Source organism: Campylobacter concisus (assembly GCF_002165815.1).
GTDB lineage: Bacteria > Campylobacterota > Campylobacteria > Campylobacterales > Campylobacteraceae > Campylobacter_A > Campylobacter_A concisus_BH.
In genome coordinates this window covers 201,777-215,794 of record NZ_NDYN01000006.1, presented here as the reverse complement: position 1 = coordinate 215,794, position 14,018 = coordinate 201,777, and the positions used below count along the sequence as shown (strand labels likewise).

Annotated in this window: 12 protein-coding genes; 5 read left to right on the top strand and 7 right to left on the bottom strand. The window is 37.0% G+C overall.

Annotation, left to right across the window (positions count from 1 at the left end; translation table 11 throughout):
* The 5 genes from B9N65_RS07760 to B9N65_RS07740 all read right to left on the bottom strand — a co-directional run.
* Positions 1-2,300 (bottom strand): hypothetical protein (locus B9N65_RS07760; RefSeq protein ID WP_141083843.1); only part of this gene is annotated, 2,300 nt, incomplete at its 3' end.
* Position 2,301: 1 nt separating this feature from the next.
* Positions 2,302-5,853 carry an Mbeg1-like protein gene (locus B9N65_RS11025; RefSeq protein ID WP_087583456.1) on the bottom strand — a complete coding sequence of 1,184 codons (3,552 nt, stop codon included), beginning with the start codon at positions 5,851-5,853 and terminating at the stop codon, positions 2,302-2,304.
* Positions 5,853-6,476, bottom strand: coding sequence for a hypothetical protein (locus B9N65_RS07750; RefSeq protein ID WP_087583455.1), 624 nt, complete (start codon positions 6,474-6,476; stop codon positions 5,853-5,855). The genes B9N65_RS11025 and B9N65_RS07750 overlap by 1 nt, the downstream gene beginning before the upstream one ends.
* Before the next feature lie 98 nt (positions 6,477-6,574).
* Positions 6,575-6,712, bottom strand: coding sequence for a diadenosine tetraphosphate hydrolase (locus tag B9N65_RS07745; RefSeq protein WP_141083842.1), 138 nt, complete (start codon positions 6,710-6,712; stop codon positions 6,575-6,577).
* Entirely contained in the window at positions 6,712-7,317 is a 606-nt protein-coding gene (locus tag B9N65_RS07740; RefSeq protein WP_087583453.1) for a tRNA 2-selenouridine synthase, read from the bottom strand. The genes B9N65_RS07745 and B9N65_RS07740 overlap by 1 nt, the downstream gene beginning before the upstream one ends.
* Before the next feature lie 316 nt (positions 7,318-7,633).
* On the opposite strand from B9N65_RS07740, the gene B9N65_RS07735 reads away from it, so the two are divergent.
* A complete protein-coding gene (locus tag B9N65_RS07735) occupies positions 7,634-8,824 on the top strand; it encodes a NifS family cysteine desulfurase (RefSeq protein ID WP_087583452.1) in 1,191 nt (396 codons plus the stop codon).
* A 16-nt stretch (positions 8,825-8,840) separates the two neighbouring features.
* Positions 8,841-9,833 carry an iron-sulfur cluster assembly scaffold protein NifU gene (locus B9N65_RS07730; protein ID WP_004318029.1) on the top strand — a complete coding sequence of 331 codons (993 nt, stop codon included), beginning with the start codon at positions 8,841-8,843 and terminating at the stop codon, positions 9,831-9,833.
* Positions 9,834-9,904: 71 nt separating this feature from the next.
* Here the strand turns inward: B9N65_RS07730 and miaA are convergent, their stop codons facing one another.
* The gene (gene miaA, locus B9N65_RS07725) at positions 9,905-10,795 is read right to left on the bottom strand and encodes a tRNA (adenosine(37)-N6)-dimethylallyltransferase MiaA (protein ID WP_087583451.1); all 891 of its coding nucleotides are present in this window, start codon (positions 10,793-10,795) and stop codon (positions 9,905-9,907) included.
* Positions 10,796-10,797: 2 nt separating this feature from the next.
* Positions 10,798-12,012: an NAD(P)/FAD-dependent oxidoreductase gene (locus B9N65_RS07720; RefSeq protein ID WP_087583450.1), complete on the bottom strand. Its 1,215-nt coding sequence runs from the start codon at positions 12,010-12,012 to the stop codon at positions 10,798-10,800.
* Positions 12,013-12,115: 103 nt separating this feature from the next.
* Here B9N65_RS07720 and mqnP point away from each other — a divergent pair, with 103 nt between their 5' ends.
* From mqnP to B9N65_RS07705, 3 genes are read left to right on the top strand one after another with little or no spacing between them, the layout of a single operon-like run.
* The gene (mqnP, locus tag B9N65_RS07715) at positions 12,116-12,976 is read left to right on the top strand and encodes a menaquinone biosynthesis prenyltransferase MqnP (RefSeq protein WP_374220074.1); all 861 of its coding nucleotides are present in this window, start codon (positions 12,116-12,118) and stop codon (positions 12,974-12,976) included.
* Entirely contained in the window at positions 12,973-13,494 is a 522-nt protein-coding gene (locus tag B9N65_RS07710) for a hypothetical protein (RefSeq protein ID WP_087583448.1), read from the top strand. Before mqnP ends, B9N65_RS07710 begins: the two co-directional genes overlap by 4 nt.
* Before the next feature lie 9 nt (positions 13,495-13,503).
* Positions 13,504-14,010, top strand: coding sequence for a DUF6115 domain-containing protein (locus B9N65_RS07705; protein ID WP_004318037.1), 507 nt, complete (start codon positions 13,504-13,506; stop codon positions 14,008-14,010).
* Positions 14,011-14,018 lie beyond the last annotated feature (8 nt).

Genomic DNA, 14,018 nt, shown 5'->3' with positions numbered 1-14,018 from the left:
TCTATGACTTCATGCTTATTGTCACTATTTGCTTTTAAGAGATCTTCCACACTTACTACGTTACCTTTTTTTGAGTGTTCCATATAGTCTCTTAACTCTTCGATGCAAATATATTCACCAACCTTTGCATTTATACTATCTTTGTAAAAAAACAAAGATTGCTCTTTTTCACCAAGTTTTATTGTTGCGTTTTTATGGATAACCTTTATCTTTTTCTCTGCTATCTCTATATATTCCCCATCATAACTAACAGATTTCTTTACCAGGTCTCCTGGGTAGCTTTTAGTTATTATAAAGTAAGCCACAGCAATAGAGAGCACTTCTGCTAAAGAGTAGTGATTGTTTGGCATACGATCGATTATTTCACTTGCAAGTTCTTTAGCATCTTCTATATTCATTTCATCTTCGTATTTTTTCATATTAACTATATCATCTACACTAGGAGAGTTTGGGTCAAAATTTCTTTCAAAAACGTTTTTATTTATATTTTCAAAAATATCTTTAAAAGTTAGAGTGACCTTATCCATATAGGCTTTTTCATTTTCTCTTATCTTCTCCATATCATCTGGCTGTTTAGCATAAGCATTTACATGTACAAAATTTACCTTATAAAGCTCGTTGATTTCATCTTGGTTATTTGAAGCTGAGAAAAAATTTCCATTATTGTTTTTATGATTAAATGCTTCTTTTTTCTCCACGATATTGTCTATATAACCCTTATCTATCCTTGCAAATGGAGATAAATTTAAGACAAGAGTTGATTTATTGTTACCTTTATTGATATCTATACTATATTGGCTATAGTCTTTTATAGGAGTTAAGGTCTTTATATCATCAAATTTTTGTTTTACTACACTATCATTGTTTGATCTATTTATTCCGTCTTTTATCTCTTGATCTAAGCTTTTGCTTACAACCTCTTCTCTTAGCCCAGCACTTGATCTAAAAGGTGAGTTTGAAAGAACGATATAGTTTTTATTTAAATTTGAAAAGTCCTTGCTATTCATCTCGTCGTTTGTAGATTTGCCGTTTTTGTTAGACTTATCTGATATTAGATTGGCTAGTTTTACAGAGTTGAAATTTGAAGCGCAGATGAAATTTAGATTTGCATTTAGTCCTTTTATCTCTTCTTTTAGTCTGTTAAAAAGCGTATCTTCACTTGAGCCAAATCCTAAGTTTTTATTTATGATATCGTAAGAGCAGGCATCTTTAGTATATTCAAACACTGATACATCATCTAAGTATCCATATACGCTATATCCTTCATCTGCATTGCAGTTTATCTCCTTTGTGCCTGAGTTAATCTTAAAAGGAACATAGTCTAAATTTAAATGTGTAAAGTCTATAAAAAATCCAGCCTTAGAATTTTTATCATTCTTAAATACCAAGACATTGCAATTTGAGTTTATATTTAAGGTATTTATAATAGAAGCAAACCTAGATGTAAAAAATCTTAGTATAGGCAAAGATACTCCATAAAACGCTTTATTGTCATAATATTTATATGCTTCATTGGAAAGACTAATAAGTTCCCAAGCAACAGTGCCCCATCCTATTAATTTTTTCCCTACCGCTTTTGTGCCTGAAAGATCAACAAGGTTTAATATAGAAAGTATGATCTGCTTTATAATGTATTCTCCATCATCCTTGTTTAGATCTTTTAAATTTTTATCTAGCTCATCAAAACACTCTTTGACACTTCTTTCAAATTTAGCTTCATTTAACTCCTCATTAGACATTAAAGGTTTAGCATCATTTATTAGATCGTCTTTTAAAGTACTTAAGCACTCTCTTAAAATATCTTTACTTTTGTTGTAATAAGATATTATAAAATCAAACATTTCAGCAAAATTTTCTGCTGGTCTAGCTTGATTTTCTCTTCCTGGACCATACTTTATTTTTTCTGTTCTAATCTTTACTGGATCGATCTTTTCCTTTAAATTTACAAAGAATTTATCAACTGCACTCTTTTTATGAACTACTTTTACTGGTATGCCTCTATATTTAAATTCCCTTGTTCTACTTAGATTTTTATCCTTAAAACTATCTTTATCTATATAAAAGTCAGTTACAATAGATATTTCCCCATCATTTTCTTTAGAAAATATTGATCTTCTTGTATTTAAGAATGTTGTCATCTCGTTGTTTATCAAACTTGCCATACTACCAAATAGATTTGACCCTAGGGAATTCAAACTAGACGTATAAAGCGTCACGCTCTTTGCATCAGCCATATACTCTTTTATCTTTTTTAATGTCTCTTCGCAAGAGTAGGTTATTTTTATTTCGTTGTTTTGCATATTAAGCCACCACTACTGTTTTAGTTGTATTTATATCATCATTATATTTGCTATCAAGTCCGCAAGCAAATTTTATATCCACCGTCTTAGCTTTACTTGGTGTGACATAGATAAGGTTACTCTCATCGCTTATATCATCCACAAACTGAAAAAATCCTATACCACTTTTTGGAAGTGTTGTATTTTTGTATATAGACTCTATATATTTAGGCGTTATAAAGATGAAATTCTTATCCATTAGCGAGTATTTGAAGTTAAATGACGAGATACTAAATTTATCATCTCTAAAGCGAGAGCTTAGATGTTCTTTTAGCTTCTTATCTTTTACCTCAGAGCCCTCATCTAAATTTAGCTCCATCTCTTTAAATCCCTCTTGGTTTTTATGCTCCACATCATTTAGCTTATATATGCAAACAGCAAGGTTGTCTGCTTGATTAAGGGCTGATTTTACATGAAGTCTTATGTGAGCGCTATTTAAATTTGGATTTAGCACCGCTGCATTATTATTCTCAGACGTTGGGCTACCTATGCTATGAGCTAGCTTTATCCTATTTTCTTTTTTTATGCACCTTAGCGGTGAGCTGGTGTTGCTTAGGCACGCTGGCACTAGATCTTGCATAACAGCATAGTGGTTATTCATACTTTTTAGACTAAGAGCCGCTCTTGGCACGTATGCCACCTTTGTGCAAGGATTTTTAGCTGAGCAGCCAACTATCGGTGAGTTTATAAAGTCAACATCAAGTATCACACCTTGATCATCTGACCTTATGCTTTTGCCCGCTCTACTTTTTAAGATCACATGGCCGCCATGTGGGCAAACTACCACGTCATCTTCTATTATTGGATTAGCAAATGCAGTACCCCCAGCACTTAGCGCACTACTTTTCTTTTCTAAATTTAGCCTCTCACTTGCCTTTTCAAGCGACTCTTTGGTCTCTTTGTTTGTTGGTTTTAGGTCTATATTTAGGCTCTTGTTTAGCAAAGAGTAGTTTAGTATGCTAGCCTGTGAGTTTTTATAGCTAACACTTAGTCTTCCTTTATCTTTTTCCTCGTCCCTTGGCTGATGAGAGAAGCTTAGAGCATTAGAATTTGACTCCTCCCCGTCTTCTTCTTTTTTAAAGTATAGTGGATAGTCTGATTGCTCTGTGGCGGTGTTTAGAAGCATAGAACCTAGATATACTCTTTGCTCCATACTTTTACTATCTAGTTTAAATATATCATTTAAGACCGCCGCGTCTATGATGCTTTTATCTTCAGCACTTACACTAAGAGTGTTTTCTTTTTTATGAAAGATATCCCCAAAGCTCTCATTTGCAAGAGCTCTTATATCCTCAGTTGCTAGTTTATTATTGCGCGCTATATCGTTATTGCTTAAAGTTGATGGTTTATGCGCTATGACTATCGCTTCATCGCTAGAGCTTGCCTCATTAGAGCTAACGCTAGCTAAGAAATTCTCGTTTTCCTCAAGTTTTTTGTATTCGGCATATTTTAGGCTTATTATGCTTTTTAGTATCTCTATCCTATCTTTTACGTACGTAGTAGCAAGCTCTATATCTACCTTGTCATCGCACAGGGTTGTTATGCTCTTATAGATATTTTTGTTATAAGCGAAGTATTTACCTAGTTCGTCTTTTTCTATCTTCTTATCAAATACAAATAAATTTAAAGCACATATCGCCACTAGCATATCTATATCACCAGCTCTAGCACTACTTACTATCTGCGAGGCATTTAGCTTCTCTATATCCTCAGCATCCAAAAGCTTAACTAAGTGAGCCTCTTTGTCACTATTTTTATCTATATTTTTGCCTAAATTCTCGATGATATATCCAACCATATCTTGTTTAAATTTATCATCGCTAAATTTCCCTTGCTCATAAAAGAGGTTTAGATAAGCATAGAAGATATATAAAGGCGTATCAAGCATCGATGTGTTACTTATGCTGTCTATATCCACATCTAAATTTAGCTTCATTCTGATGCATCTTAGTTTAAATTTAAGCGACTGGATATACTCATTTAGGTGGTCTAAGGCACCTACGATATCTTTACCCCCTATCTTGCTTTCGTTTTCTTTATGCTCTAAGAGATAACACATCAAGTATAGAACCATCACACTATCTTTTAGCGAGTGCGACCTGACTAATATATTAATCAAGTGTCTATTATCAGTGTTTTTATAGTCTATCTCATCAGCCATACCGACACCTAGCTTAAACCCAAGATCAGATATAGCAGAAAGCGTAGGCTCCCATAACATATGCCAATCTCTTTCATAGCCATCCTCATTTTTACTGATGCTTTGCTTTACACTTTCTATATGATGTATCTCTATACCTAGATCATCACCCTTGCTAGCTCTTTTTATATTTAGGCTTGTATCTTTGTTTGAAAGAGTCTTGCACGCCTTATCGTTCTTCTCAACTGCATTTACGCACTCTTTCACCGTGCTCTTATCATCCTTAAAACCAAGCATGCCTTTTATCTTATTAAAAGCAGAATTTACTAGCTTTCCTAAAAAGCCATCTGGATCAACAAGTCTTGCTACATACTTTGCCCCTCTTACTATGCCTTTAGCTATAAGACTAAGAAACCTTACGACCCAAGTAAAAGCTGAGCCAATTATCCCACCATCAATTCCTGGAGCATTATAAGTATATAGCTCTTTTACTCCACTATCTTTAAATGTAACAGCATATATCTGCGCTAGGTGTCCGCCTAGCGAGTGACCTGATAGGATGACCTCTTTAGGGCCATGAGAGGCTTGCTCTTGGTTTAAATTTAAAGAGTTCTCATCCTCGCCATCCACACTATTTAAATTTAAACTATGAGAATTTATAGCTTCAACCATGCTTGATTGGAGTGATGTTAGTGCAGATATCTGCATAATGGCCCTAGAGGTAATAGCCATAAAAAAGTCGTCAACAAAGTCATTTCCCTTCATTTCCGTCCCTCTAAAGCCTATGATATAGTTTGACTTGGCAGTGTCATAAAACACTGACGAGCTAAAGCCTGATTTTTGGTTTGGTATATGTTTTACTAGCTCGTAGCGATTGACAAAGAGCTTTGTGCGAGGGGAGAGGTCTTCTTTTTTGTAAAAAATCTCTGCTTCCTGATAACTACCATCTTTCCCAAGTGGTGTGTCTATAAAATTTGTAATATTATTGTCTAATTTGATAAATTTTTTTCCAGTATATGGCTTTTTTATTGTTTTTTCTGCCATAAAGTTAGCTTCTATTACTAGAGCATAAGCGGTAGGATCACCAGCTTTTTTTATAGTATTTCCATTTTTGTCTTGAATATCGCCGTCTAATGTATCTCCTTTTCTTGTATTGTCTTTATATCTCCAAACAGGATTATTAATTTCTTCCTTTTTGCATGAATTTATTGTATTTTCTGGCAAATTTTCCAACCCATGCTTCTTTGATAATCTATCTAGCTCTCCTTCTTCATTCTCAAAGACATTATGCAAAAGAGCATAACTCGCATCAGCGATATCTATATAGTCTTTAAAGCAGTTTATTAGCTCTTTGCTTGATTTTTTAGATTGCATTACTTATCCTTGCTTACTCGCTCAAATTTACCATTTATTAAATAAAAGATATTATCTCCTGACTTTGTTCCAAAAGTATCTTGTTTAAATGATATGCCTCTATTTTCATCACCAAACAAGCCATATTTTGTTTTGATGTAGTCATACGAAAGATATATCTTGATCACTGACATTTCTTTTCCATCAAAGTACATATATTTAGGATAAATTCTAGGTTCTTCTTTTAGAAAATCATCCCCCATAAATTCTTTTATTTTATTTATATAAGTTTCAGGAATTTCAGCTTTTTTGCCAGTTTCTCGTTCATAGTCTATCCAGCGTGTATAGTACTTTTTACCGTTTGACAAAATTTGTGGAAATTTCTCATCAACTACTTTTGTATTAACAGAATATAGTCCACCACCTAAATCTTTTCCTCTTGTATTTTTTCTTAGCTCTTTTCTCTCAGCTTCTCTTTTCTCTATCTCTTTTTCAAATTTCTCATTAAATACATAAACCCCGCCATATTTACTAGCTAAATTTTCTAGCTCAGAGTTACTTATCTTATTACTTGCTTGATTTGCAGAGCAAGCTATTAAAAATATGCTTGTTAGTAGTAGAAGTATAATACCTATAAATTTCATCCTATATCCTTTTAGAAAATTTATTTTGCTTATTTTATTGTCTTTGAAATTATAATATTATTAATTTATTATGTTTTATTTGTAGATTGTTAAATTTTTTATTGATTGAAGCTATTGTTTAGTTTATTTCTTTCATTCTCAAAAAAGTTATGTAAAAGAGCATAAGAAGCATCAGCAATGTCTATGTAGTCTTTAAAACAATTTATTAATTCTTTGCTTGATTTTTTAGTTTGCATTATTTATCCTTGCTTACTCTTTCAAATTTGCCGTTTATTAAGACAAATCTATTGCCACCACCAAGACTTTCAAAGCTGTTTTTCTTAAAACTAATACCTTTAGCTTCGTCTCCAAATAAGCCGTATTGTGTTTTTACTCTTTCATATGCAACAGTACATGAAATTTGAACAATTCTTTCGTCTTTATCTTTGTAGTATAGATTTGAAAATATCCAAGGTTTATATTTTTTTAAATTTTCATCACCTATAAATTTATAAATTTCTTCATAGCAGCTTTCTGAAATTTTACTAGATGTGCCACCCTTAAAGTATGGCTTGCCGTTAGAAAGAATTTGTGGGAGTTTTTCATTAATAGGCTTTGGATCAACAGCATAAAGACCATCACCCAAATCTCTACCTTTCATTTTTTTACTTAACTCTTTTCTTTCCGCTTCTCTCTTTTCTATCTCCTCAACAAATTTTTGATTAAACACATAAACCCCACCATATTTACTAGCTAAATTTTCTAGTTCTGAGTTGCTTATCTTATTGCTTGCTTGATTTGCAGAGCAAGCTATTAAAAATATGCTTGTTAGTAGTAGAAGTGTAATTGCAACAAATTTCATCCTATATCCTTTTAGAAATTTTATTTTGCTTATTTTATTGTCGATATATTTACGTTACGATTAATTATCTCGCGTTTAAATTTTAATCCTTAAGAAAAATAATTAATATTAAGAGTAAAATAGGCTTTTTTAGGCGGAATTTCACAAATGGCGTATCTGCCAAATATTGATAAAGAATTTCAATATTTTTTACTATCAAAATGAGCCAAATATTGAAAAAACTAAAGCATTTTTTTAAACTTGCTTTTAACTTTTTTGTTATAATATCCCATCAAAAATAAAAGGGATATTTTTTATCCGAATTAAGGTTTTAAATTTGAGAGTATATTTAGACAATAACGCCACAACGATGGTTGATCCAGAAGCTTTTGAACTTATGAAGCCGTTTTTTTGCGAAAAATACGGCAATCCAAACTCACTTCACAAATTTGGCTCAGAAACCCACCCAGCGCTAAGAACAGCGCTTGATCAGCTCTACGCCGGACTAAATGCAAAAGATAGCGATGACATCGTCGTTACCTCATGCGCAACTGAGAGCAACAACTGGGTTGTAAAAGGCATCTACTTTGACAAGATCGCAACTGGCGAGAAAAAACGCATCGTTACAACCGCGGTCGAGCATCCAGCCATTTTGGCAACTTGTAAATTTCTAGAAAAATATGGCGTGGATCTTACAGTCTTAGACGTAAATAGCGACGGCATCGTCACTCCAGATCAGTTAAGAGCCGTCATGGACGAAAATGTCGCGCTTGTCGCCATAATGAGCGCAAACAACGAAACTGGCATGATCTTTCCTATAAAAGAGCTTGCCAAAGTTGCCCACGAATACGGCGCTTTATTTCACACTGACGCCGTGCAAGCAGTCGGCAAGATAAAGATAGACGTTCAAGACTTAGACGTTGATTTTTTAAGCTTTTCAGCGCATAAATTTCACGGACCAAAGGGCGTTGGAGCGTTATTTATAAAAAATAGCATGCCACTAAGCAGCTTGCTTCACGGCGGTGAGCACATGGGCGGACGCAGAAGCGGCACACTTGATGTGCCAGGCATCGTTGGCATGGGCAAGGCGCTTGAACTAGCAAATAAATTTATGGATTACGAGCATTCACACGTTCGTCGTTTGCGTGACAAACTAGAAGACGCACTACTACAAATTCCTGACGTTAGTATAGTTGGCAAAAAAGAGCAGCGCGTGCCAAACACCATCCTAGCATCTATCAAAGGTGTCGAGGGTGAGGCGATGCTTTGGGATCTAAATAGAGCTGGCATAGCAGCTTCTACGGGCTCTGCCTGTGCGAGCGAAACGCTTGAGAGCAATCCTATAATGGAGGCGATCGGAGCTGACAAAGAGTTAGCTCACACCGCACTTAGACTATCTCTTTCAAGGTTTAACACAGAAGAAGAGATCGACTATGCGATAGAGCAGATAACAAAGGCTGTAAATAGACTAAGAGGCATCTCAAGCACATTTGCATACGCCCCAGAGTGGCATAAGAGTGGATTATAAAATTTAAAGGAAAAACATGGCAAAAAATAACTTAATCGGTGGCTCTATCTGGGATGAATACTCAAAGGTAGTGCAAGATAGGATGAATAATCCTAAATTCATGGGCGAACTAACCGAAGAGGACGCCAAAAAAGCAAACGCAAAACTTATCATCGCTGACTTTGGCGCAGAGAGCTGCGGCGATGCAGTAAGGCTCTACTGGCTCGTTGATGAGAAAACTGACAAGATAATAGATGCTAAATTTAAAAGCTTTGGCTGTGGTACGGCGATAGCTAGCTCTGATACGATGGCTGAGCTTTGCATCGGCAAAACAGTCGATGAGGCGGTCAAGATAACAAATTTAGATGTCGAAAGAGCTATGCGTGACAACCCAGACACTCCAGCTGTGCCACCTCAAAAGATGCACTGCTCGGTTATGGCATATGACGTTATCAAGGCAGCTGCTGCAAGCTACAAGGGCATAGACCCAGAGCACTTTGAAGATGAGATCATCGTTTGCGAGTGCGCTAGAGTGAGCCTTGGCACGATCAAAGAGGTGATAAGACTAAACGACCTTCACACGGTTGAGGAGATTACGCAATACACCAAAGCAGGCGCATTTTGCAAATCATGCGTTAGACCTGGCGGACACGAGAAAAAAGACTACTATTTGGTTGATATCTTGCGCGATACTAGGGCTGAGATGGAGCAAGAAAGGCTAGAAGCTCAGGCAAATGCTCAAGCAAACAACACCCTAAGCGACGTTAGCTTTGAGAGCATGACGATGGTTGGCCAGCTAAAAGCGATCGAGTCGATCATCGACAAAGAGATCCGCCCGATGCTTATGATGGATGGCGGAAATTTAGAGATCATAGACATTAGAAACGATAACGGTGAAAATATCGACGTTTATATCCGCTATCTTGGCGCTTGCTCAGGCTGTTCAAGCGGCTCGACTGGCACGCTTTATGCGATAGAAAATGTCTTGCAAGAGAGCCTAAGCCCAAAGATCAGGGTTATGCCTATATAAATTTATCGAACGGCTTCTTTTGGAGCTGTTCGCCTCCACTAAACTAAATTTACCACCCAGACAATCTTAATTTAACCAAGCTCAAATTTAACCTTTAAAAATTTCAAAATTTCACTTCTAGTCTGCGTCAAATCACCCACAAATTTCTTCTCAAACTGCGATCGGTTAAATGTTCTCTGACGCTTAGCAAGCTGGGCTGTGTGCGTGGCGATAAGCGTTTCTAGCTCACTTTTTGAAATTTCACCCTCCAAAAACTGCTTGCACTCCTTTAGACCTATCGATTTTAGTGGCTTTGGCTCGCTTTTATACTTGTCAAATAAAAACTTCGCCTCATCTATCAAGCCCTCATCTAGCATATTTTTCGTCCGCTTTGCGATGCGAGCTCTAAGCTCATCTTTGTCCCACAAAATTTCAAATATCGCAAGCTCTTTTATGACGCTCTCTTTGGTATTTTGCTTTAGCCAAATGCTTGGGATTTGGCCGCTAAATTTATAAATTTGATACCATTTTTCGAGGCGGTAGGAGTCATTTTGGCTAAATTTGCTTGCAAACTCAGGATCATTTTGTAAAGCTAGCTCATAAATTTCTTCGTTGCTTAAATTTATCTCACATTTTGGCACGTCTGGCGCAAGGCCGCTAAGCATCGCCTTTAGATAAAAGCCGCTGCCTCCTGTGATGATGAGCGGGCACTCTTGCGAGCGCGCAAATTCTTTTGCATTTTTGTAAATTTCAAAAAATGCCCCAACGCTAAATTCCTCATCAGGGTAAATTTCATCCACCCCAAAGTGCCTCACAGCCCCCAGCTGCCAGGGCTTTGGCTTTGCACTGGCGATATCTATCTCTTTATAAAGTGCTAGCGAGTCAAGGCTTAAGATGACGCCATTAAACTTCTTTGCTAGCTCAAAGGCTAGATCACTCTTGCCACTTGCTGTGGTGCCAATTAATGCTAGCTCGCCAAACAAGCTTAGCCTTCGTAAAATGAGCTAAATAGCAAAATTTCATCGCTATCTTCGTTGCTTTTGCCCTCTTTTATAAGATCAGCCAAAACGCCTGCAAAATGCGGTGCAAAGCTTAGTTCATTTAGTCCGTATGCTTGGTTGTAGAGTAAATTTTGATAGGTCTCATCACGTCCGATCGCTGGCTTGTCGTTTGAGCTAAGAAGCACGAAATTTGCACTAAATCTAGGCTCTTTTAGCTCGCTTATGCCAAGGTGTTTTTTTAGCTCGTTTAAAAATGCGTTGATCTTTTCTGTTTTTACAAGCGTGTCGATCGCGCCCACTTGTAAATTTGTGATGATCGTGACGCCATTTTCGTTTGGATAAATTTTGGCAAACATATCATTTAAAATGATCGGTTTTTTAGGGATTTGACCCTCGTTTAGCGCGAGATCAATCGTGTAAAATTTAGCCAAAATGGCGCTTAAATTTGTCCCAAGCTTACTTGAAAGCTCTAAATTTCTGCTCGCCACGACAAAGCTATCAGCCTCGTACTCGCCAGTCCTGCCAACTGCCTTTTGCACGGCTTGCCCCTGCGTTTTTAGCTCATAAATTTCATCATTTATAAACTGCACTCCGAGTTCATTTAGCTCGCTAATAAGTGCTTTTTTTAGCTCACCTGCGTCAATGCTCGCATTTTTAGCTAAATTTAGCGCCCCTTTTATGTTTTTGTTTATCAGACCAAAATTTGCTAGCTCACTATCTACGCTTAAAATTTCTTGCTCGCTATCAGCGACTTTCATCTCATCAAGCCTTTTTTTAAAGCTCTCATCCTCGCTAAAGATGAGATAAACGCCGCTCTCATCAAATTTTATCTGCGGATATTTTTCGCTTAGCTCTCTTAAAATTTCAAAGCTCTTTTGTCCAAATTTTTTAAACAAAACTCTCATCTTTTTGTCGTGAGCCTTTGTTGATTTAAGCGTGAAATTTGCCATCCAAGCTCTAAAATTTTCATTTAAGCAAAGCGCTATATCAAGCTCACTTTTTTTACTAACTAGCCCCAAAAACGAGCTAGATATCGCTCCATCTCTTGCAAGTGCTGGGGTGTTAAATGGGGTTAAAATTCCACTTTCAAACTCATCTTTTTGGTTACTAATAACTAAAATTTCTTCGCCCTTTTTAGCTAGCTCAAGCGCCGTAAATAACGCACTAAAACCATCTCCGATAATCGCTATTTTACTCATCATAACCCTTCATTTTAAATTACTCTCGCAATGATAATATAAATTTAGATTTAAAGCAAAATGGTGTAAAATCAGACACTTTTTAAAAAACATGGAAATTTATATGATCAAAAAGCTAAAAGATATCGCAGAACTCATCGTTTTTAAGCACTCGGTTTTTGCCCTGCCATTTATCTTTGTGGCGATGATAGTTGCGAGCAAGATAGAAAATGGCTCGGCTTGGTTTGGCTTTAAACTGCTTATCTTAGGCACTCTTTGCGCGGTCAGCGCTAGAAATTTCGCCATGGCGTTTAACAGATACCAAGACGAGGACATCGACAAGCTAAACCCACGCACCGCAAGCCGTCCAAGCGTAGATGGACGCATCGGCAAGGGCAATATGCAGCTTTTCATCGTAGCAAACGCGCTTATCTTTATCATCTGCGCTTATTTTGTAAATTCGCTCGCATTTTGGCTAAGCTTCCCCATACTTGCCGTGCTTGGCGGATATTCGCTATTTAAGCGATTTAGCGAGCTAGCGCACTTGGTACTTGGACTTAGTCTTGGGCTTGCTCCTATAGCTGGCGTGGTCGCAGTAAGCGCTGCCATACCGCTTTGGAGCGTGCTACTTTGCCTTGGTGTGACATTTTGGGTGGCTGGATTTGACCTGCTCTACTCGCTTCAAGATATGAAATTTGACCAAGAAAACAAGCTCTTTAGCATACCAGCGATCTATGGCGACAAGGCGACACTATTTTTATCAGCCATTTTTCACGCTTTGGCTTTTATACTCTGGCTACTTTTTGCTTGGGCGGCTGGACTTGGAGCGATAGCGTTTTTTGGCATTGTGGTAAGTGGCGTGATCTTATTTTTCGAACATAGGATCGTAAGGCGCGACTTTAGCAAGATAGATCGGGCGTTTTTCACACTAAATGGCTACTTGGGAATTTTATTTTTCATCTTTGTTTGGATAAGTGTATTATGAGCGAAGTAAGGCTTTTTAAGGCGCCTCTTAGCATGGTTTATGAGTGCGACAAAAGTGGAGATGAGAAATTTTTAAGAGAATTTAACTCTATCTTACCAGGCGACGAAGATGCTCTTGGAGCGTGGCTAAAGCGAGCCAAATCACGGGGCGAGACCAAAGAGAGCGACCAAGTCTTGCTAACGCTTGTCATCGAGCTTCATAGAAAGATCGATGCGCTAAGTGATTATATAAAAAACGAGCACAAGCAATACTTGCAGCTAAAAGAGAGTGCAGATATCGATGAGATCGGCTTTACACATATAAAAATAAGCGAAGATAAATTTCAAAAAGATGAAATTTACTACGCAAGGATTGCGATGCCTATCTTTCCAAAGAGAAATTTGAGCCTTTATCTAAGGGCGCAGGATGAGAGGCTAGCAAAGATAGAGAACATGCACGAAGAGGACGAGGCCGACTGGAACGCTTACGTGACGGCTAGAGAGCGTGTGATGATAAGAGAGCTTAGAGCGAATTCGTAAAGGAAAAATATGGAAATTTACATTTTTTTAGGTTTTGGCATCGTTTTAGCGATAATAATAGCTTTGATATTTATAAAAGATAGCGAGACAAATAAGAAATTTACAAGGTATGAGCGTGCCATAGAGAGCGCCATACAAGAAAACTATAATCTCAAAAAACAGCTAGCCGCACTGGCGAGCTTTAAGCCTGATGATGACGAGCAGCTAAAAGATGTAAAAGACGAGCTAAAAGAGCAGATAAATGAGCAGATAAATGAAAAAATCGTGCCGATAATCCGCGCTATAAAGAGCATCGAGCGAGTGATAGATGACTTTGCAAACGAACAAAAAGATAGGATGTTTAACCTTGAGGAGCGAACAAGAGATATCAATAAAATCGCCCCGAGTGTTATAAACGAAGAAGAGCAGATCCTAAAGATGTTTAAAGATGGCAAAAGTGCAGCCATGATCGCTAAAGATCTTCACGTGGGTATGGGGCGAGTTGAATTTGTGCTTAAATTTCATAAATTAGCCTAAATTTGGGC

Bases quoted from the DNA above. Each gene is read 5' to 3' on its own strand.
- B9N65_RS11025 (WP_087583456.1), bottom strand. From the start codon at position 5,853: ATGCAATCTAAAAAATCAAGCAAAGAGCTAATAAACTGCTTTAAAGAC.
- B9N65_RS07750 (WP_087583455.1), bottom strand. From the start codon at position 6,476: ATGAAATTTATAGGTATTATACTTCTACTACTAACAAGCATATTTTTA.
- B9N65_RS07745 (WP_141083842.1), bottom strand. From the start codon at position 6,712: ATGCAAACTAAAAAATCAAGCAAAGAATTAATAAATTGTTTTAAAGAC.
- B9N65_RS07740 (WP_087583453.1), bottom strand. From the start codon at position 7,317: ATGAAATTTGTTGCAATTACACTTCTACTACTAACAAGCATATTTTTA.
- B9N65_RS07730 (WP_004318029.1), top strand. From the start codon at position 8,841: ATGGCAAAAAATAACTTAATCGGTGGCTCTATCTGGGATGAATACTCA.
- B9N65_RS07720 (WP_087583450.1), bottom strand. From the start codon at position 12,012: ATGAGTAAAATAGCGATTATCGGAGATGGTTTTAGTGCGTTATTTACG.
- mqnP (WP_374220074.1), top strand. From the start codon at position 12,116: ATGATCAAAAAGCTAAAAGATATCGCAGAACTCATCGTTTTTAAGCAC.
- B9N65_RS07710 (WP_087583448.1), top strand. From the start codon at position 12,973: ATGAGCGAAGTAAGGCTTTTTAAGGCGCCTCTTAGCATGGTTTATGAG.
- B9N65_RS07705 (WP_004318037.1), top strand. From the start codon at position 13,504: ATGGAAATTTACATTTTTTTAGGTTTTGGCATCGTTTTAGCGATAATA.